General features: G+C 60.8%; 16 protein-coding genes and 1 pseudogene. 6 read left to right on the top strand and 11 right to left on the bottom strand.

The window, feature by feature from the left end:
- Positions 1-7 precede the first annotated feature (7 nt).
- The 4 genes from I6F36_RS02805 to I6F36_RS02790 form a co-directional block, all read right to left on the bottom strand.
- Positions 8-3,703, bottom strand: a complete 3,696-nt coding sequence (locus tag I6F36_RS02805; protein WP_225171006.1) for a DUF4082 domain-containing protein — start codon at positions 3,701-3,703, stop codon at positions 8-10.
- Positions 3,704-3,983: 280 nt separating this feature from the next.
- Positions 3,984-4,226: an acyl carrier protein gene (locus tag I6F36_RS02800; protein WP_036025692.1), complete on the bottom strand. Its 243-nt coding sequence runs from the start codon at positions 4,224-4,226 to the stop codon at positions 3,984-3,986.
- On the bottom strand, positions 4,213-4,572 hold the full coding sequence (locus tag I6F36_RS02795) for a hypothetical protein (protein WP_225132505.1): 360 nt from the start codon (positions 4,570-4,572) through the stop codon (positions 4,213-4,215). The genes I6F36_RS02800 and I6F36_RS02795 overlap by 14 nt, the downstream gene beginning before the upstream one ends.
- 51 nt (positions 4,573-4,623) lie before the next feature.
- Positions 4,624-5,187: a DapH/DapD/GlmU-related protein gene (locus tag I6F36_RS02790; protein ID WP_225132504.1), complete on the bottom strand. Its 564-nt coding sequence runs from the start codon at positions 5,185-5,187 to the stop codon at positions 4,624-4,626.
- 422 nt (positions 5,188-5,609) lie between these two features.
- Here I6F36_RS02790 and I6F36_RS02785 point away from each other — a divergent pair, with 422 nt between their 5' ends.
- Positions 5,610-5,831: a hypothetical protein gene (locus I6F36_RS02785; protein WP_081493985.1), complete on the top strand. Its 222-nt coding sequence runs from the start codon at positions 5,610-5,612 to the stop codon at positions 5,829-5,831.
- Positions 5,832-5,886: 55 nt separating this feature from the next.
- Here I6F36_RS02785 and I6F36_RS02780 read toward each other — a convergent pair whose 3' ends face one another.
- Entirely contained in the window at positions 5,887-6,228 is a 342-nt protein-coding gene (locus I6F36_RS02780) for an H-NS family nucleoid-associated regulatory protein (RefSeq protein WP_036025684.1), read from the bottom strand.
- 917 nt (positions 6,229-7,145) lie between these two features.
- Here I6F36_RS02780 and I6F36_RS02775 point away from each other — a divergent pair.
- The 3 genes and pseudogenes from I6F36_RS02775 to I6F36_RS02760 all read left to right on the top strand — a co-directional run bounded on the left by I6F36_RS02775 (position 7,146) and on the right by I6F36_RS02760 (position 9,356).
- Positions 7,146-7,835 carry a response regulator transcription factor gene (locus I6F36_RS02775; RefSeq protein ID WP_051057152.1) on the top strand — a complete coding sequence of 230 codons (690 nt, stop codon included), beginning with the start codon at positions 7,146-7,148 and terminating at the stop codon, positions 7,833-7,835.
- A gap of 492 nt (positions 7,836-8,327) precedes the next feature.
- A pseudogene (locus tag I6F36_RS02765) lies at positions 8,328-8,732 on the top strand (hypothetical protein); the annotation flags it as partial.
- 351 nt (positions 8,733-9,083) lie between these two features.
- Positions 9,084-9,356 carry a hypothetical protein gene (locus tag I6F36_RS02760; protein WP_225171005.1) on the top strand — a complete coding sequence of 91 codons (273 nt, stop codon included), beginning with the start codon at positions 9,084-9,086 and terminating at the stop codon, positions 9,354-9,356.
- 153 nt (positions 9,357-9,509) lie between these two features.
- Here I6F36_RS02760 and I6F36_RS02755 read toward each other — a convergent pair whose 3' ends face one another.
- Positions 9,510-10,301: a Crp/Fnr family transcriptional regulator gene (locus I6F36_RS02755; RefSeq protein WP_036025682.1), complete on the bottom strand. Its 792-nt coding sequence runs from the start codon at positions 10,299-10,301 to the stop codon at positions 9,510-9,512.
- A 652-nt stretch (positions 10,302-10,953) separates the two neighbouring features.
- Between I6F36_RS02755 and I6F36_RS02750 the strand changes: the two genes are divergently transcribed.
- Positions 10,954-15,030, top strand: a complete 4,077-nt coding sequence (locus I6F36_RS02750; RefSeq protein WP_225171004.1) for a response regulator transcription factor — start codon at positions 10,954-10,956, stop codon at positions 15,028-15,030.
- Positions 15,031-15,266: 236 nt separating this feature from the next.
- Positions 15,267-15,875 carry a cysteine hydrolase family protein gene (locus I6F36_RS02745; RefSeq protein WP_036013669.1) on the top strand — a complete coding sequence of 203 codons (609 nt, stop codon included), beginning with the start codon at positions 15,267-15,269 and terminating at the stop codon, positions 15,873-15,875.
- 48 nt (positions 15,876-15,923) lie between these two features.
- Here the strand turns inward: I6F36_RS02745 and I6F36_RS02740 are convergent, their stop codons facing one another.
- The 5 genes from I6F36_RS02740 to I6F36_RS02720 all read right to left on the bottom strand — a co-directional run bounded on the left by I6F36_RS02740 (position 15,924) and on the right by I6F36_RS02720 (position 20,482).
- Positions 15,924-16,706, bottom strand: coding sequence for a Crp/Fnr family transcriptional regulator (locus I6F36_RS02740; protein ID WP_225135773.1), 783 nt, complete (start codon positions 16,704-16,706; stop codon positions 15,924-15,926).
- A gap of 128 nt (positions 16,707-16,834) precedes the next feature.
- On the bottom strand, positions 16,835-17,989 hold the full coding sequence (locus tag I6F36_RS02735; RefSeq protein ID WP_225171003.1) for a DUF305 domain-containing protein: 1,155 nt from the start codon (positions 17,987-17,989) through the stop codon (positions 16,835-16,837).
- A complete protein-coding gene (locus I6F36_RS02730; RefSeq protein ID WP_036045790.1) occupies positions 17,986-18,165 on the bottom strand; it encodes a hypothetical protein in 180 nt (59 codons plus the stop codon). The genes I6F36_RS02735 and I6F36_RS02730 overlap by 4 nt, the downstream gene beginning before the upstream one ends.
- A 162-nt stretch (positions 18,166-18,327) precedes the next feature.
- A complete protein-coding gene (locus I6F36_RS02725) occupies positions 18,328-19,932 on the bottom strand; it encodes an alpha-amylase family glycosyl hydrolase (protein ID WP_225171002.1) in 1,605 nt (534 codons plus the stop codon).
- Positions 19,913-20,482 carry a hypothetical protein gene (locus tag I6F36_RS02720; RefSeq protein ID WP_036013700.1) on the bottom strand — a complete coding sequence of 190 codons (570 nt, stop codon included), beginning with the start codon at positions 20,480-20,482 and terminating at the stop codon, positions 19,913-19,915. The genes I6F36_RS02725 and I6F36_RS02720 overlap by 20 nt, the downstream gene beginning before the upstream one ends.
- Between the last annotated feature and the right edge of the window lie 6 nt (positions 20,483-20,488).

Genomic DNA, 20,488 nt, shown 5'->3' with positions numbered 1-20,488 from the left:
GCGCCTGCTAGGACGACGCTGCGAGCCCCAGCGCCGTACCCGCTGAGGGGTCGACCCAACGTCGGATAGTGCCGTCAATCAAATTGGCCCCGTACATCCAGCCGTCGGGCCCCTTCTGCATGTCGACGATGCCTTGTACGTTGTCCACCAATTGGACGCTGGTGACCTGCCGGCTTGCGTTCAAGGTCGCAGCGAAGATCGTTCCGTTCTGGACATCGTCGAAAAAAATCGTGTTCTGATTATAGAAATCTCCCGCGGTAATCACGTGGGCATTGTCGGGGGCCCCATGGCTTAGAGACAGGATCGGAAATACCGCGGGCGGGTCTGACGTATTGTTCCGATTGCCATTGTTATAGAAGGTGATCGCCTGCGCGAGATTTTGGTAGCTGCCGGTCCTGTCGGGGCCTTCGAGATAGGGCCATCCAAAGTTCGAGCCGGCTGGCCCCGTATTCAGCTCTTCCCAGCTGTTCCAGCCCACATCTCCGAGCACAGGAAGATTGGTAACTGGATCGAAGCTGAAGCGGTACGCGTTGCGAACACCGTAGTAGAACACCTTCGACGCATTACTGTTTGGATCGCTTGCCTGATAGAACGGATTGCCGGGCACTCCCTCACCTGTAACGGGATCGATCCGCAACAACTTGCCCGATAGATTGTGGATGTCTTGGACGCGCACTCCCCGGGGGTCGACGAAGTTGTACGACACGCCATCGCCGACGGTGAGGTAGAGATAACCGTCCGGGCCGAAATGAACAGCGCCTACGCCGTGCGAATCGCTATCAGTCGCCAGATAGTCACGAATGTTTTGGTTCTGGATGCCGGTCCGGTCCGGATCGTTGTCCTGCGATCCACTCTCGATCTGGCTCGCCGGAGCTGTGATCGTGGTGCCGTTGACGATGCCGGAAGGAGCGATGCTCGGATCGCCTGTGCTGTTTACGTCGGGACGGCTCGTATAGGCCCAGATGCTGTTCTTTCCGACCAGCACTACCTCGCTCGCCGGATCGGCAATCATTGTGGTTGGGTCAACGGTGACCCTCACCAGGCGAGCCGGTCGGTTGCCGGCCTGATCGGGGCCGGCAAGGCCAGGCTGGCCCGCCGTTTCGGGTGGATCGTAGGTATAGAGCAGGTAGACATAGGGGTTCGTTGCGAAATTCGGGTTCACCGCGATACCCAGCAGTCCGCGATCATTGACGTCATTTACCTCGCTCGAAATGTCGATCAGCGGAGTTGATCGAAGTTCTCCGTTGTCCACCACACGCACCACACCGTCCTTTTGGGCAATCAGCATGTAGCGGCCGTCTGGAGTCCAATCGATCGCCGTTGGCCCGCCGGCATACCCCTGGCCCAGTCCCGTCACGTACGTCTCGCCCGCCAGATTGCCGAGATTGGGGTTGTCATTATCCAGGATTTTCACAGTCGTCGTTGTCTCGGCGCCGAGAGTGGCACCGGTTGGGTTGCTCAACGTGACCGTGAAGGTCTCATCATTCTCCGGTGTCGCATCATTGAGGATCGGTACCGTGATCGTCTGGGTCACCTGGCCAGCAGCGAAAGTCACCGTGCCTGACGAGGCGGTGTAGTCGGAACCCGCGAGGGCGCTGCCGTTGCTTGTCGTGAAGCCGACAGTAGCTGTTTGGCTGGTGCTGCCGCTGCGCAGCAGCGTAATCGTTGCCGTCTGTGTATTCTCGGTAACGCTTATCGCCGCGTCCGCCATTGAGATCGCGACGGGCGAGTCGTTGTCGATGATGGTCACGAGCACTGTGCGCGGGGTCCCGAGGGAACCGGAACCGGGATTCTGAAGCCCGACCGCGAACGTCTCGTTACCCTCGGTGAGCTGATCTTTCACAATTGAGATGGTGAAGCTCTTGGTGCTCTCTCCGGGGTTGAAGACGACCTGACCAGTGTTCGACCGGCCATTAAACGTGGGCTGGATGAAGTCCTCGCCCGCGGTAGCTGTGCCGCCGGTGCCGATTTCGTTCGTCGTGTACTCCACGGTTGCTTGAGATTGGAGGTCGCCGGAGCGTACGACGGTGATGGTAGCCATCCCTCCCGTCTCACTGACATAGACTGTGGAACTGCTAAGTAGTGAGATGACGTTGCCCGCAGCGAACACGACGTCGCGGAAATAGTTTGCATTCTGATAGACATTGGTGGGGAAGGCGCCCTTGGACAGGTCGAAGAGGCCGGCACCCACCGGGGCGTTCAGGCCACCATTGCTGATGGCTGAGGCGAAGCCCTGCGTGGTGGAGACGTAGTTGCTGTTGATGTTGACGGAGACGATGTAGGTCGTGCCGGCCTGGATGGTCAGGGGCGTGGCGAGCGCCTGCTGCTGCCAGCCCGATGCGCCTTCGTTGGTGAACGTGACCGTCGCCAGCTCCTGGCCGGTAGCCGACCAGATGTGGCCGATATGCGTGCCCGTCTCGCTCGGAGCCTTGTAGTACCGGATTGCCTGGATCGAGCCGGAGGTGTCGCTGGTGAAGCGCATCCCCAACTCATAACCTACTCCGTCGCTGGCATTGGTGATGACAGGCGTCTGGGTGGTGAACAGCGTAGTGGTGGCACTCGCAGCGGCAACCGTCGCCGTGGCCGCGCTGGTCACGTTCTCGCTGGCGCCGAACAGGTCGGTGTAGGTGGCATTCACGCGGATCCGCTTGCCGACCAGGCTGCTATCGAGGGTGAGGCTCGAGGTCGTGGCGGCCAGGTTCGTCCAAGTGGTGCCGTCGGGGCTGCTCTGCCAGTGATAGGTGATGCTGGCGGGCGCGCCGTCGGGGTCCGTGACGCTGGCCGTCAGGATCTGGTTCTGGGTCGCGGTGCCGTTGATCGTGACAGCGCCGGGGTCGTTGACGTTGGCCACTGTCGTGGCGGTCGCGGTGCTCACCGGGGCCTCGGTGCTGCCCGAGAGGTCCGTGTAGCTGGCGGTGACCCGTATGAAGCTGCCGACCTGAGCCTGCCCGAGGACCAGCGTGCTCGCGGTCGCGCCACTGATGTTGCTCCACGAGTTGCCGTTCGCACTCTGCTGCCACTGATAGGAGACGGTGCCCGGCACTCCGTCCGCATCGCTCACGGTCGCGGTCAAGGTCTGGTTCTGCGTCGGCGTCCCGCTGACGCTTACCACACCGGGGCGGTTATTGGGCCGTGACGAGCCCGCAGCGAACACGACGTCGCGGAAATAGTTTGCATTCTGATAGACATTGGTGGGGAAGGCGCCCTTGGACAGGTCGAAGACGCCGGCACCCACCGGGGCGTTCAGGCCACCATTGCTGATGGCTGAGGCGAAGCCCTGCGTGGTGGAGACGTAGTTGCTGTTGATGTTGACGGAGACGATGTAGGTTGTGCCGGCCTGGATGGTCAGGGGCGTGGCGAGCGCCTGCTGCTGCCAGCCCGATTCGCCTTCGTTGGTGAACGTGACCGTCGCCAGCTCCTGGCCGGTGGCCGACCAGATGTGGCCGATATGCGGGCCCGTCTCGCCCGGGGCCTTGTAGTACCGGATTGCCTGGATCGAGCCGGAGGTGTCGCTGGTGAAGCGCATCCCCAACTCATAACCTACTCCGTCGTTGGCATTGGTGATGACAGGCGTCTGGGTGGTGAACAGCGTAGTGGTGGCACTCGCAGCGGCAACCGTCGCCGTGGCCGCGCTGGTCACGTTCTCGCTGGCGCCGAACAGGTCGGTGTAGGTGGCATTCACGCGGATCCGCTTGCCGACCACGTCAGTTGTACTCCCCCAGCTAGCCAGCGTGATCAAACGCTATCTAAAGTAGCAACACCAACTGTGCGGGTTGTAGTTTTGATCGCGGCAGTCATGTTGGTTCATATTAACAATATTTAAATAACATTAAAAATATTAAATCGGAAGCGATTTATGCCTTTGGAGTAGCGCCGTTCGTCAACTTCTCTTGAGCTTGAAGGCAGGCGCGCGTCACGGATCTCGTGCACTCAGCGGGATGTGCCGTTTGCCCAGCTTCGAACGCACTCGCGATGTCCAACTCTTATGGTTCCATCCGCTTCGCGATTAGGTCGGCGAACTCACCCAGATTCCGCGCCGCCTCGACCTCGCCAACGCGAAATCGAACGCGAAACTTCTGCTCGACGGCGATCACGAGCGAGATCTGCATGAGCGAGTCCCACTCATCGACGTCCGCCGCCGAGAGCTCGGGGGTGGCCGCGATCTTCTCGAGGAAGATTCCGTCGAATACTTCCTGCAACTTCGCTAATACTTCAGCCTGCTTCATAGGCTCTCCGGGCAACATCTATCTTTGTCGAACGCACCTGATACTTCCTCACCTCCAGCTCGAACTCTTTTCGGGTTGCGGAGTCTTCCGTACGCGCGAAACCAAACTCCTCGTAGAATTCGGCGACGATACGGTTCTTGGTCGTCGGAAGATAAATGACGCGCACTGTCATGCAACCGGCCACCTCTGCGAGTCGAAAAATCTCATACATGATCTTGTCCTCGACCTGGCGCTTCAGCACGCGGCAACTCATGAGCCAGATATCGAGAACGAAGACGCCGCCATCGATCTTTGCAATGACTACGGAGATGAGCCCGGAATCACCGAATAGATCCTCCACCCGCATCGTGAAGCACCGGTAGTCCGGCCTTCCCAGGAGCGCCTAATGCGGCTTGCATTATGTGGCTTTAGACGCAAGCTGAACTCGCGCTGGACAGCCGAACGCCTTTGCACCCGCGGGAATGTCTCTATCGACGAACGAGTTCGCGCCTACAATGGCGCGGTCGCCGATGGTTGTACCCATCTGAATCACCGAATTCGGCCCGATGTAGACTCCATTGCCGATCGAGGTGGGCGCGCAATCGATGGGATCCCGGCCGAGCGAAATTGAGCGGTTTACCGTGTGATGCGTGTAGATTTGAACGCCAGCAGAGATGGAGCACCAATCGCCGATCTGCAAATCTCCACCTGAACCATCCAGAATACATCCCGGTCCAATCCAGGTATTCCGTCCGACCTTGACGCGCCCAAGAACGAGCACGTTGTCGTACATCGTGCTGCCCTCTCCAAAGCCATATGCTGCGGCGTTATCCTCGCGCTCGGTGAGAAGGTCTCCGATCGACACCCTCCGATCGAACTGCTTCCTCTTGCGAGCTGCCAGAGCCTGCAAGAACTCGCGCGCGATGGCGAGCCACTGGTCCAAATTGTGATCAGACATGCTGGGATCGAGCTTTGAATGCATCAGAAAAGCCCATTTGCGTCGTCGTCAATTGACTCGTACCGACGGCGTCCATCTAAAATCGACGGCCTTCGCGGAGTGGACATGAGGTACCTGCCCGGGCGAACCGCCGATTCAAAAATTAGAGTTATATTTTTGGGATTTCAATTATTTTTAGTATCGCGTTGTTTTGGTCCCGGACCGCCGTCAATCAACCGCCTCGAATCAAAGAACGCTTGGCCGCTCGCCGGCATCGGTTTCCCCTGTTCAGCGTGTGTCCACGCTGCGTTTTAGTGCATTCCTTTCGAAGGAATAGCTCCCGGGACATGGCACGCTAGTGGCGTGGACTTGCGGAAGGTGGCAATTAAATTGGTTGAATTAACACATTTAACTTGCGATGCATCCAAATCCGCTTATTTTCTATGACCATCGCAGGGAGAGCGCCGATGAACCCGACTGACTCCAATAGTGAAGACCGCCGTGAGTTCTTGAGAAGCTGTGGAAAATTTGCCGCCGTCACTCCTCCCGTGATGACACTGCTGCTTTCGACCTCTCTGACCTCATCCGCCATCGCTAGTTCTGGCGGAAACGTTGTGCAGGGCAATAATGGCAAGGGCAACGGTGGTGGGGACGGCAGTCCTAACGGGAAAGAAGATAGCACTCGCTAAAGTGGCGCCTGGCGGCCCAGCCCTGACACCACCGTCCCGGGGACCGGTCGGAGGTTCAGCCGGCCCGGCGGCGCCGTTGTGCGGACGGGCGGTCAATCAGGAGATCGTTTAGCTTCTTGCCGGCGCGAAGCTGCGCCTTCAGCCATCGAGGCTGCTTACCACGGCCGGACCAGGTTTCGGACGGGTTCTTAGGGTTCTGATACTTCGGCAGCACGGGAGGGTAGGGGCGGCGTGCACGTCCCTCGGTCTGCCCCCCGGTCTTACCTTCGATCTTGCGAAGCCGCTCTTCGAGCTTGGCTTTTTCCGCGGTCATCCTGCGACTAAGAACAGCAGTGACCTCATCGTAGAGTCGCCACAGCTCAGCTGTGGTCATAGATGCCCAGTCATCGTTCTCCATGGAAGCCGTCCCCACTACCTCCGAACCGAAACAGGAGGGGGGCTTATCAGGTCAAACCGGGGTCCGGCAAGCACGATCACCCGTGCCGCTGCGCCAGTGTGCGTGGTGGTCGGAGTTACCGGCTGGGCCCGTGCCTCCGAACCAGCGGTCGCTTCGCCCTCCGCCCCCGGGCTCGTCGCCTCGGCGCAAGCAATCGCTGCTCGGCCTTCGACACGCGGCTACGCAAGTTCTGCAATTCAGTGAATTGAATGATGAGAGCCTGATGAGTTTGACGCAAAACTGCTGAAGAATACATGTGACCACCTACTCATTGCCAACGATGCCCTCCATGACCGCTCATTGAAGTTGCTGAATTGACGAATATGCAGCTCCAATATGGGTGACCGGATTTCGTCGTTGCTACACTGGCTGCGCGACGCAGCCGTTTTCGTGCTTTACTAACCAGCTTCGCCTTGATGAATAGTATTACTTTTCCTCCCTTCAATAACGTGGCTTTTTGAACGATCTCGTGTTCGTCGAAACTTCGTCGAATGTTAGATTTGAATCGTGAATGACCCAATATATCGTTGGTAATAACGGTGCCAACGAAGTTAATTGGATGTTGACCATCATGACACAGCAGCCGATCCGTGCGCCTAGACATTCTATGGGAGAATTTTCTGATCGAATCTATCATGCGTTGTCGAAATTTGGCTTTCGTCTACAGGCTTGCGGCCACGAATGTTGAGCACCGCATTCTTACGGTGCTGCGCATACTTGCCGGTCAAGTTACCGTGGCGCAGTCGTCGAACGTTCGGCTGTCTAGGATTTGAGACTGTGTGACATTGTCGCCGAGCGGACCCGTCATCCTCGCGTTTCGAAGAAATTGTTGGATTAAACGGCTGCACGGGGGGTTGTTAGCGATAGGCAGGGGAAGCATGCACCGCACCAGAATTGTCATCGCGGATCGACATCCGATCGTTTTGCAAGGGATCAGGAGCGTTCTTGCAGCGCAGCGTGATTTTACGATCGTTGCGTCCTGCAGCGATGGCGCAAGCTGCAATGAGGCAATCCGATTTCTTGTGCCGGACGTCGCGCTCGTCGATGCTGCACTGCCTGATGTCAGCCGGCAGCAGATCCTCGCTCCCGCAAACGCTTCGGGCCCAAGTCCCGCGGTAGTCTTTTTCGCCGGTGTCGCGGCGGATCGTGAGTTGCAAAGGCTGGCCTTGGAGGGCGCCTGCATCGTCCTCTCGAAGGATTCGGATGCCGAGATGCTGGTCTCAACCCTGCGGAAAGCCGCCCAGGGCCAAGCAGCGGCCTCGCCGAGCGCATGGCTAGCCAATGATGAGGCCCGCCCCGATGAGAAGCCCCTGGCACAACTGACGGACCGGGAGCGGCAAATCATGCGGCTTGTGTCGGAGGGTCTATCGAACAAGGAGATTGGACGTCGGTTGAACCTTGCCGACGGTACGATCAAGGTCCACCTTCATCATATCTTCCAAAAGCTGGACATCAGCAATCGCACGATTCTCGCGGCATTGGCGATTTCGCGAAACGAGCTGCATGCCGCGTCACGTAAGATGGATCCTCCTGATCTGTTGCATCAGGATCCGGCGAGCGTGAAATAATGGGAGTGTCTGGCTCTTCCGAACGTGCGCGGGGGTTATCGTGGCGCCAGAAGCCCAGCCATGGCGCTGCAGGCCCCTTCGGCCTCGGCTAACGTTCGAAAGGGCGAACCGCCAATCTTGATTGCGGCCTGGTTTTTGTGGAGCGGACGCCAACTCGCCAAATAGCCGGCGCGGCCATGAAAGCCGGGGCCTCTCGGGCTTCCGAAGCTGATCACGAACGAGAAGCCCTCGCTGGTTGCGCTCCAGATCTCCATGTCGCGGACAGACCGGTGGAATTGCAGTGGCATCGTCATCATCCGTTGCAATCGAGCCCTGCGCTCGACGTCCGTTAAAACGCAAATTAATCGTATTAAATGGCGAGCGCAACTCCGAAGCTGCGCCCGAAGGCCAGGAAGTACAGGAACGAGTACGGAAATTGCCCACGATCAATTGACGGCGCACGTCAAGAAACACCACTCACATAAAGAAAATTATCGGTTGAAAATACATTTAATGTATAATACCGTAATTAATATTTTAAACCGAGGAGAGCGTGTTGTGACCCGGGACGGCAACGAAGATGACGACCGGCGGGCGTTCTTGAAAACCTGCGGAAGATTTGCGGCCGTCACACCCCCAGTGATGACTCTGCTTCTATCCACTTCCCTGACCTCAGGAGCCATTGCAAGCTCGGGGGGCCTGCGTGGAGTGACGCAGAAGGATGGGAGGCAATCGTCGTTCTTCGATAACGACCGGTCGTCCGTATCGGGACCGGGGAGCTCCAGCGGCGGGTCAACAGGGGGCGGGGGAGCCCCTGGCGGGGGCTCTGCTAAATCATCTCGCGCCGGAGGAGGGGCAGCCGGTGGCGGATCCGGCGGTAGCGGCGGGTCTGGCGGTGGCGGAGGCAGTGCGAAAGGGCCTTTCGCAACCGGCGGCAGCTCTGGAATTCCAAACGCAAGTGGTGGGCTCGATTGCGCAGAAGAAGACGAGGAAAAGCGCAAGGCCGAGTGTCCGGGAGCTAACACCAGGATTTCGAGTGCAGCCGAATCCAGCCGATAGCAGTCTTCTCAGCCCATGCGTGAGCCTGCGGCGCCGTACGGTTTGGCAGGGCTGGACCTTTCTTAAACTCCGGCCGAGTCGTCCCTTGTTGCACCGCCGCAGCGCGATTTGCGGTGTAAACACTGCCAAATGTTCATGCGATTGTGGTGAATTACATACTTTTCCTGACCTTATGCGACTTCTTCTCAAGACCTCGATCAGGAGCGTGTCATGAATATCCGCGTTCGAGCGGAGAGTCCTGCGGCGCTGCTTCGAGAACGTCTCGAGGCGCTGGTGGCAGAGCTTGCGGAACTTGAAAAGCTCAGAGAGCGGGTAGGTCGAGAGGAGAATCTTCAGCGCAAGCTGCGCAAGGCGGGCAGCGCCAACAACCCGGCTCGGACCCCGAGTGGGCCTTCCGGCTTCGCACAGGCAAAGCTCATGGCCATACCGCTCATTCGCAAGAAGTCGGGCTGTTGTGACGAGCGTCCCAAGGCGAGTGGATGACAGGAGTTTTCGTCCATTGTTCGCTTCGGCCGGGAGCCGGCCGCAAAGTCGAAAAAATGCCGCGCAGGATCGGACGTTTGCAGCGACCGAGCCTCGCGCGGTTTGCCGAATGGCGCGGGCACATGCGGGGTGGTTCGCGAAAACGAACTGGTTCTAAGAGCCTGTCCCGGCTATTCGGCCGCCAGGCGAGCGGGAGGCGCTCCGCGCTGGAGGCCTATGAACGAGCCCGACCGTGCTCTGCGAGACGATCCGATCGATTCTGCGGCTCATGACCTTGTAGCATTCGCATGCCATGGCTTCGAGCCGCGGCCGATCGATTTCAAGCTGGCCACGTCGATTGGATCTTAGTGCTCTTGATGTCCGCATTGTGCTCACGACATGTGTGACGGTGGTGCGGCGGACGCCCAGCAATTCCGACAACGTTTCTTGGGTCAGCGGGAGGAGATCGCTGCCATTTGCCCGATCGTGAATGTGAAGCAGCCAGCGCGCCAAGCGGGCTTCGACGGAATGTAATGCGTTGCAGGCAGCCACGTGCTGGAGTTGCGTCAGCAACGATCTCGTGAACACTTGCACCATCGCTGCGACGGCGGGGCTGCAATGTTGCGCTGTCAGGAATTGCGCAGGCGAGATCTGCAGCGCGGTCCCGGCGATGCGAGCAACGGCCGTCACGGGCGAGTGGGATGCGCCAAGCGCTGACGTCAGACCCACAGCCCCTTCATGCCCCACTATCGTCGTGGCGACCGTCTGCCCGTTCGGCAACTCCATGATAGTGGCTATCGCGCCGCTCAGGGGGAAGAGAAGATGTTCGATCCGATCGCCTGATCGGACGAGCACCGTATCGCGCTCGATCCCGATCTTCCGTAGATGAGGTGCAAGCAAAGCAAAATCCGCCGGCGGCAACGCTGCTAACAACCGATTACCAACCCTGGTCGCGTGGTCCATCATGGGATCAACCCCCCGACGGATGTTCGGCGCGAGAACTCATGCCGGCTCGTCAAGCTGCTGTCCGGCGTGCAGCTCAACAGCAGTCAACTGGCAACCACAGATATGGTTCCTGCGATGAAGGCCAGCACGCGCTGGTCCGCCATTCAAGGGACGGCCTGCGCCCGCGACTCCAGCTTGCGCTTATACGGACCTGTCGCGGACCTGCAATTGATGTCGTCGACTCGCCGACGGCAGCCTGCGCTGCGGCTGAACAGCATCCCAGCCAACGATCATTCTCCGAACAGCTGATCGGCCTTGAGTTGTGAAGCGCGCAGGCGCGCATCGCGAGCGCGCTCTGAAAGTCTCGTCTCAGGGAGGGCCAATTTCCAAGATGGTGTTCTGGCCGCCGGGGGACCAAAAGCGTTGGAATGACGGCCGTGAGCCGTTCGTGTGCCCCACTCGAAGCCCACCCAACGGCCTGGCGTCGCCGTACTGTTCGGCAAAAGGATAGGACTTACGGCAAATGGGCACATTTGCACGTCAAATTCGCGATTTTAGATATGGTTAAACCGGATTAAATCTCTTTCTTTATTCTATTCGTTGTATTTTAATGACTTCACTCGGTCTCGGCTATATGCCGAAGGACATAGACGGCCGGGTCGAGGCAGGGTCCATGTTAGACACGTCTGCGAAAGAGCGGATATTCAAGCCCATCCGGCTTGTGATCGTCGATCGACAGCCGATGGTTCTACGGGGGCTTGAGTCGGTACTCGGGGCACAGCCGGACTTCGACGTCATCGCGTCGTGCAGCGACGGGACAAGCTGCATCCAAGCGATGCGGAATTTGACACCCGACGTTGCACTTCTTGCTGACACCCTGCCAGATCTAACGGCATCCGAGATCCTCGTCATTGCGAAAGCTGATCGGCTGCCCACGCGCCTGGTGTTCTTTACAGATTCCGACACGGACCACGATCTAACCTTGGCCATCGCTGCTGGCGCGTGTGATGCAATCGCGAAGCATGTTGCACCGGACGCTGTGCTGCGATCGCTGCGACTGATGACGAAGCGTAGCTTTTTGGAGCAGTCCGATCTCTCGCCAACCGTCGAGAAAACCGACAGCAGCAAAATCGACAACCTACTGGAGCTATTGACGCCGCGCGAACGTCAAATTGTACGACTGGTGTCAGAAGGAATGTCGAACAAGGAGATCGCGCACCAGCTAAACGTTTCAGATGGAACCGTTAAAGTACACCTGCACAACATATTTCAGAAGCTTGAAATAACCAACAGGACGGTGCTCGCCACCCTCGCATTGCTACAACGCCCGTCCGGGTTCGGAATGCTCTCGCTGGCTCTCCTGGCGGTCGCCATTGCGGACGAACTCAAGGCGTCGGAGGCAAACGACATTCTTCCGCATGACGACAGCACCGGCCCCGCGGTGGAGTATGCCGAATATGAGCTCTGGAAGCGAGCTATCCTCCGTCACGCCATCGTCGCGGATTCCGACGAAAAGCCGTCGCTCACTCAGAGAGGCGTTTTTGTCGGGGCGAGCCAAATCTCGACCGCGGCTTCGGCAATGGAAGCGCCCGGCACCGCTGAGCAATCCGCAGGCTCGAAATCGTGGAAGGAGTACAGTTCTGTTGGTTCAAGCACGCCCGGTTTGGCCACACCTTTCCTGCGAGGAATGAACGACGCGAAGATTGGAGGTGACTCCACCGCGGAACATCTATTCTCGCGGCTGACATCCAATCCGACGTTGATTCACGGAGGGTATGGTACTTTCGCCACCCTCACCGGTGCGTTGATCTACACACTCAGCGATCCCCATTTGGCACTGATGTCGCATGACCCGGCCAAAGCGCCGCTCGACAGCTTCGTGGACGTTACCGGATACAATGCTGCCACCAAACTTGCTGCGAGCACCAATGCCGACGATCATCATGTAGATGATTCAGTCCCGGGTTTCCTTGCGCAGGCTTCTCGCCTGCCTTCCGCGTTTGTGGCCGCTGAAAATGAAAGCGCCGCCGGAGAAGGCACTCGGGGCCACTCGAGTGATGGTACCGTAGGGGAGACTCTCCAAAAACTTGCCGGCCTCCTGCACTTCAGTCACGATGCCGGTAGTAGCGGATATAGCCACGATCAGCTGATGGGCGGCAACGTCGCTGAAAACGTTGTTCATCGCGACCCGACCGATTCCAGTTCTACCTCTTCCGACTCTGTCTTCAACTTCGCGTCTGGGCCGAGCAGGATCAATCTTGCGGCTTTCGGAGCCCTTGCCAGGCTTCATATGACAGCAGCAAGCAAGTCCATACCGCCACACACCGTCGCTTGGATCTTCAACTCCACAACCAATGAAACGATCGTCTATGTGAATGCGACCGATCATGTTCTGGAGATCGGAGACCGCGACCTGTTGGAAATCCATCTGCCGGGAATTGTATCCATCGCAGAATCGGACTTTGTCGGCCAGCCGACAGCCGCGGCGGCCGCTCTCACGTTGGAGCAGCTCGAAGAAGCGCTGACATCCGTGATTGCAATCGAAGCTATTCTGAGTACCGACAGTGCCCATGCAAGTATCGGGACGAGAGAGAGCACATTCGGGACCGCTGGAGTTTGGGACAGTCTGGCTGATGCCGGCTTGAGGACTGAATTCGCGCCGGCCCGCACAACGGAAGAGAGCGTCGATGGGACCGAGGGGTTGGCTCGCATATCACCGATCGTGCTTGCTCATGCTGCAGCGGTAACGGAAGTTGAAAGTCTTACATTGAAGAGTCAGCGGAACGATGCAGGCACCGGCCCCAGCATCGCAGCGGCCGGTAGCGCGGGCGGCAGTAACTCACAGCATGTTCTGGAGCCATGGCCTGCAAAGGAACCAGGTGCGGAGCAGACGGACGGTGGCTTCATACCTGGGAGTGATGTCGGTGATGAGAACGAGCATCAATCCCCGGCTTCGGATCCTTCGGGAAGGTCAGGGAAGACGGCAGAAACAGGCAGCGCGGAACATGGCAAGCCGGTGCATTCAACCTCTAAAAACGCATCGGAAGCAGCCGATTTTGGTGAATCGAGCCTCGCGACAGCGCACAGGGACGACCGCGAAGGGCCGCAGCACGCTCCCGAGCAAATGTCTGCAATGGCCGGCGCCAGAGATACGGCCGACGTGAAGTCCATACCGGGCAATCGCGCTGGCAAGGACAACGCGCATGATTCATTGGCTTCGGACGATTGGTCAGGGCCAGCAAAAGCGGCCGAACCAGGCGGCCGGGACCACAGCAACTCGCACGCGTCGGAGCGAGGGTCGGCAAAGGCAGCCACGGAGACGGCCGAAGCGAAGTCCATGCCGGACAATCGCGCCGGGAAGGACAACGCGCATGATCCACCGGCTTCGGACCGTTCGTCAGGGTCAGCGAAAACGGTCGAACCAGGCGGCCTAGACCACAGCAACTCGCACGCGTCGGAGCGAGGGTCGGCAAAGGCAGCCACGGAGACGGCCGAAGCGAAGTCCATGCCGGACAATCGCGCCGGGAAGGACAACGCGCATGATCCACCGGCTTCGGACCGTTCGTCAGGGTCAGCGAGAACGGCCGAACCAGGCGGCCTGGACCACAGCAACTCGCACGCGTCGGAGCAAGGGTCGGCAAAGGCACCCACGGAGACGGCCGAAGCGAAGTCCATGCCGGACAATCGCGCCGGCAAGGACAACGCGCATGATTCACTCGCTTCGGACGATTCGTCCGGGCCAGCGAAAACGGTCGAACCAGGCGGCCTGGGCGCCAGCAACTCGCACGCGTCGGAGCGAGGGTCGGCAAAGGCGGCCACGGAGACGTCCGACGCGAAGTCCGTATCGGGCAATAGCGCCGGCAAGGACAACGCTCATGATTCACTGGCATCGGACGATTGGTCAGGGCCAGCAGCAGCGGCCGAACCAGGCGGTCTGGACGACAGCAACTCGCACGCGTCGGAGCGAGGGTCGGCAAAGGCGGCCACCGAGACGGCCGAAGCAAAGGCGACACCGGGCAATGGCCTCGGCAATGACAACGAGCATCATTCCTGGACTCCAGCCTATACGCGCGAGTCAGCGAAGATGGCAGAGCCCAGCGGCGTGGAGCAGAGTAACAAATGGGAGCATTCGACCTCTGCTCACGGCCCGAAGGCTGACGAAAGTGTTGCAACGGCGGAGCCGGAGCCTGTAAAGGCGACAACCACCGAGTTGGCTGAAACTGTCTTCATGTCCGAGAAGAGTGTCGGTGAGGGCGACAATCATCGTGCATCGGACGCAAGCGCGTCGGCAGCAGTGGCCACGGCAAAACTGGCTGACCTGCAGCATAGCAACTCAGGATACAATTCACACTCGGCCTCCGCAAAGGCATCAGCAGCAGCCGAGATCGCCGAATCGAGCGCCACAAAAGGCGATAGTGCAGGGAACGGAAACTCGCAGCACGCTACGCAACCTGCTGCAATCGCATCGGTGGCCGCACAGCCGGCTAAAGCTGCGTTCGAGACCGGCGGCGCCGATCAAGATCGGGTGTTCCGCTTCGACAGCGACGCAACTCCTTTCACTCCCATCGTCAGGATTGAACCTAGAGAGGTCCACATTCCGGTCGATCCACGCGCCAAGCCCGATCAGGCGGCCACCCTCGATATCCTCGTCAAAATCCTACCCAACGCACTGGACGATCCCGCGGCCAACCATGGCAATAACGGACCCCATCACGCCCCTGTAGCTGCGCATCATGACCTGCTGATTTGAAATGTTGCATTGTCTCGCGAGCAGGACGCAGGGCCGATGTTGAACAGCCTGCTCCGTATACTGGTCGGTTGATATGCGCCCCTTATGCATTGATAGTCCTCGATAACTCATTGAAATCGCAGTAAATGCGACCGCCCTCCGAGCGCACCACCTCGCGCTGCACGCCGCGGTTCGGAACCAAAGCCCTCGCCTCGCATTCGCAACTGGTCGCCGAATGCGCTTGAAGGTGGAGGACGATGAGGGACGCTATGTCCGATGTTGCCGAGATCCGCGGCGCCGTTCACCTATGCATCGACATGCAGAACATTTTCGCTCCCGACGGCCTTTGGGCGACGCCCTGGATGGAGCGGGTGCTGCCGACGGTCGTCTCGGTCGTTGCGCGCCACGCGGAGAGAACGATCTTCACACGCTTCATCACCCCGCAGGATCCGGAGGATCGCCCGGGGCAGTGGCAGAGTTATTTCCGCCGCTGGCGCCAGGCCACGCGCAGGCATCTGCCGTCATCGGCTCTGGAGCTCGTGCCGGCCTTGGCACGTTTCGTTCCGCCGGCGGCGATGATCGACAAGCCGGCCTATTCCGCGTTCAGCAATCCCGGTCTTGCGAGCCTGCTGGTCGAGAAGAACGTCGGCACCGTCGTGATATCGGGCGCGGAGACGGACGTCTGCGTGCTCTCGACGGTCCTGAGCGCCGTCGATCTCGGCTTCAGGATCGTCCTTGTCGAGGACGCGCTGTGCAGCTCGTCCGACGTCGGCCACGACGCGCTCATGACGATGTACCGCACCCGCTTCCACGGCCAGGTCGACCTGGTGACAGCGGAAGAGCTGGCCGAGGTCTGGCGGGAGTAGGGTCCGACGTCATTGAGCCGCGCAAGGTCCTCGCGCCCACGAGGCGGATCAAGCGACCGCGACGTCGGCCGCCACCGGTCTCGCATGCGGCGGCCGAGCATCGTCCGCGCCGGACCGCATGCTCAGGTAGGTTGGGTCGAAGCCGGCGAGCCGGACCAGGCCCGGCCAGTCCGTGATGGTCAAGGTCTTGCCCTGCCATTGCAGCAAATGGCAGCGGCGCAGCTCCTGGATGGTGCGGTTGGCATGGACCGGGGAGATGCTGCAGGCTGCGGCGAGGTCGGACTGGGTGAAGGGCGAGGACAACCTGAAATCCCGGGCGAGCCCGACGGTTTGCAGCCGCACTGTGATCTCGCAGAGCAGGTGCGCCACACGTGTCAACGCGTCCCGGCTGCCGAGGTTCACCGTCCAGTTGCGCTGGATGGCGTGATCGGCAAGCAGCATCAACAGCAAGGCGTGCGACATTGCCGGAGATCGCACCGCGAGCTCGCGAAAGAAGCGGTGCGGCACGAGCGCGACGATTGCGGAACCGAGCGCGGTCAGGTTGCCCTCGATGCGCGGGCGATACAGGCTTTGCAGGTTGGCGATGTCGCCGGGCACGCAGATCGCGGTGATCTGGCCATCTGCGGTTTCGTCATTCTGCCAGGACAGATATCCCTGGAGCACCAGGCAGCATTGCGTTGCCTCATCACCGTGCCGCAGGATGGTCTGATGCGCGCCGAAATGCGCGATGCTGCTCGGCATGTCCGCAAGCAGATCGAGATGTTCCGGGGTCAGTTCGACGAGGCTCGTCAGGCGGTCGGCCAGCCTCGAGAAAGCAAATCCTGCCTGCATTTGATCTCCGACGGCCCCCGTCGGCCCAAGTGTGGCCGATAATGACGGCGGAAAGCATTAACGTTTGATAGGTTCGTCTGGAGTATCGGCGAGGCAGCAGGCCGCTTGCCGATACAAGATCCTCACGTTCAATTGACGTTGTCGCCGAGCATGTTGCGGACGCCTGTGGTCACGGCGGCGAGGCCGCGCGTGCCGTGCATCAGCGCGATCTCGCCCTGCTGCTCGTGGCGGATGGCATGCGCCATGATGCGCAGACGAGGGTCGCCGCGGCTGTGCCACGTCTGGTCGGCCATCCTGACCGCACCGCGGTGATGCCGGCTCATCGCTTCGACGAACAGCATGTCGAACTGGTCCGGCGGCGCGGTCTTGACCTGGCGCATCTCGGCCGGCGTCAGGAAGCCCGGCATCGCCGCCCACTCCTCGGTGCTGCAATCGGGCATCTCCGTGTCGAACCAGCTCAGCCACCAATTCTCGAATAGGCGGTTCTCTCCGGTCTGGCTCGCGACCATCAGCATCGCGAGCTTGCGCAGATGCGGATCCTGCGCGCGCTCGGCAGCCGTCCGCGCCAGCTCGATGCCCTGGGCATGATGCGTTGTCATGTGACGGATGTAGGCCTGGTCTTGATCCCTGTCGCGGCCCATCCACGGCAGCTCGTAGCCATGACCGCCGAACAATGCGACCGCCCCGAGCACCGCAATCAAGGCCAGCGCGCCCGTCATCCACATGTTGGTGAACCGCACGTCGCTGTCAGGCGCAGTCCCGCGCTTCCAGCGCAGGCGCGCGAACAGGGGATACATCACGGCGGAGGAGCCATGCACCAGCAGCCCGATCCAGTAGGGTTGTTGCAGCGTGAACAGCGGCTGCCAGAATGGAAACAGCGGCACCAGCACGAACCATTCCATGCCTGAAGAGAACGCGGCCCAGGGCAGCGCCAGCAGCAGGATCGTCATCGGCCGCAAGTCGGCCGTCCAGCGTCCGAGCACGCCGAAGAAAACCAATGCCCAGGAAAAATCGGCCCATTGGTGAAAGGCGATCCCGGCCAGGATCGCGCTCCAGGATGGTTCGGAGCTGATCGCCCAGTCGCGCGCAGGAATCGCGGCAACCGTCATCCAATCGACCGCCGCATCGCGGCCGATTCGGGCAGCAAAGAGCTGGCTGACGATGGTCGAAAACGTGCTGCTGATCAGGCCGAGTGCGGCCGCGGCAATCCAGCGCGAACGCCGCCGCTCGCCGGTGGTGCGCCGCGCCCCACTCGTGAGTGCTGGTCGCGGCTCCGCGTTCACGTCAGCTGCTTGAGCTTTTTCAGCGGATTGAGTTCGCTCGGCTTGTCCTGTTCGTCGCGCCCGCGCTCGGCTTGCGCCTTGCCGTCATCGTGCAGATCCTGGTCGCCGATGATCTCGCCGACGGCCTGCTTGGTCTTGCCGGCGATCCGCTGCTGCAGACCTTTGGACTTGCCCATGAGCTGCCTCCGATATGTCCTGCCGTGGCTCACGCCGCTACCCCGGCGCCTGAAGGGGGCGTGGGCGCCGGGGCTGCGGTCTTGCAAATTGCCTCCGGCGGCGGGGGGAGACGCCGGAAGCCTTGATCAGACTCTTCGCGACGCGGATGGTTCCTCCTGATATCACCGAGGCTCGAGTGCGATGATCACGCCTTCGTTGCCCCGGAGCAGGATGGACGCATCCGGCACCGGCTCGGGCGGCCGATCCAGATGCGTCGACATCAAGAGACGGCCGCGACCTTGCCAATGGAATTTCCGCGGTTCGGCCGCGAGATTGAGCGCGACCAGAATTTCGTTACGGCCTTCCGTCCGTTTGAAGGCCAGGACATCGTTCTGCGAGCGCAGCGGCTCGTAGGCGCCCCGTTGCAGGCCGGCATGCTCGCGCCGCAGCGCCATCAGCGCGCGAAACAGAGCGAGGATCGAGCGCTCGTCGCGCTGCTGTGCGGCGACATTGGCTGCACCATCGGGCGGCTCGAGCGGTAGCCATGGGCGGCCCGTCGTGAAGCCGCCATCGGGGCTGTCATCCCACCGCATCGGTGCGCGTTCGGGATCGCGGCACAGGCCGTAGCCGGGCACGAGCTTCTCGAAGGGATCGCGGACGCGGCCCTGCGGAATCGGCACGCGCTTGCGGCCGATCTCGTCGCCCATGAAGAAGAACGGCGTTCCCCGCAGCGTCATCAGCAGCATCGCAAGCACGCGCATCTGCGCCTCGCCGATCTTGCTCGCGATCCGCTGCTTGTCGTGGCCGCCGATGACCCAGACCGGCCAGGCACCGTCAGGGATGGCGTTGAGATAGGCGTCGACCGTGGCCTGCAGCGAGAGGGCGTCCCATTTGGAATCGAGCAGGGCGAAATTGAGCGGCAGATGCAGGCGCGGCCGGTCGTTGCCGTAGAAGTGGCCGATGCGGTCGGTCTTGCCCTGGACCTCGCCGCACAACATCCGTCCGGGATAGGCGTCGATCACCTCGCGGATGAACTCGATGCAATCCATCGTCTCGGGGCGATCGTCGGTGAACACCGTCGTGTGCCGCTGGGGCGGCGGCTTGCCCTCGGCTTGCGGATTCGCCGGATTGTCGCGCAACAGCCGGTCCTTGATCAGGACCGCACTGGCGTCGACGCGAAAGCCGTCGACGCCGCGGTCGAGCCAGAACCGCATGGAATCGGCGATCGCGGCGCGCACTTGCGGGTTGCGCCAGTTCAGGTCGGGCTGCTCCACCAGGAAGGAATGATAGTAATATTGTCGGCGCGCCTCGCACCATTCCCAGCCGCTGCCGCCGAACCGGCTCAGCCAGTTGTTGGGCGGCCCGCCGTTCTCGGCCGGATCGGCCCAGATGTACCAGTCGGCTTTCGCGCTGTTGCGCGAGCTTGCGCTCTCGACGAACCAAGCGTGATCGTTCGCGGTGTGATTGGGAACGAGGTCGAGGACGAGCCGGATGCCCGCACCGTGCAGCGCCTCGAGCAGGCGATCGAATTCCTCGAGGCTGCCGAAGGCGGGATCGATCGAACAATAGTCGGAGATGTCGTAGCCGAGGTCGCGGAAGGGGCTTTTGTAGATCGGCGTCAGCCACACCGCATCGACGCCGAGCCATTTCAAATAGTCGATGCGCGACATCAATCCGGCAAGGTCGCCCTTGCCGTCGCCGTTCGAGTCCTGAAAGGAGATCAGCGCGATCTCGTAGACGACGGCGGATTCCCACCACGCAGCTTCGTCACGGGACTCGTCGCTCATCACCTTGCTTCACCTCGTTTTGCCCAGCGTGCGCTGCGATCTGTCTCGCCGCAGTGCGGACGCTCTCGATGCCCTTGGGAAATCCGCTGCGGTTCGGATAGAGCTTGCGCCGTGCATCGCGCGGCGGGCGGCGTGGCCTGGTGTCCTGCGCGGCGCGGTAGTCGAGCACGGCGATGCCGCCGACCATCAGCAATGCGAGCGCGACATTGCCCTTCTTGGGATTGTCCGCCGTCAGCCCGGACAGCAGCGCGGCGGCATCGAGGCCGTCGCCGCCGACGCGAGCCCACAGGCCGGCGTTTTTCTCGACCGACAGCGTCATGATCCCGGCCATGATTTCGCGCACGCCGAAGGCGCGGACGAGGGTCTCATGGCCTTCCATGCCCAGCGTGTGTGTGACGCGCCGCGGCGCGAACAACTCGACGACGCCGAGACCGATGCTGAACCAGCCGAGCGCGCGCGCGAGCTGGTCCGCCGGCTGCTTCAGGCTCGGTCCGCCCTCGAGGATCTTGGGGTCGCCCTTGGTGCGAACGATGTTGGAGAAGTGAAACATGGCTGG

It is taken from the genome of Bradyrhizobium sp. BRP19 (assembly GCF_020194195.1).
GTDB classification, from domain to species: Bacteria; Pseudomonadota; Alphaproteobacteria; order Rhizobiales; family Xanthobacteraceae; genus Bradyrhizobium; species Bradyrhizobium yuanmingense.
The sequence above is the reverse complement of the archived record's forward strand: the minus strand, read 5'-3'. Positions and strand labels throughout refer to the sequence as shown.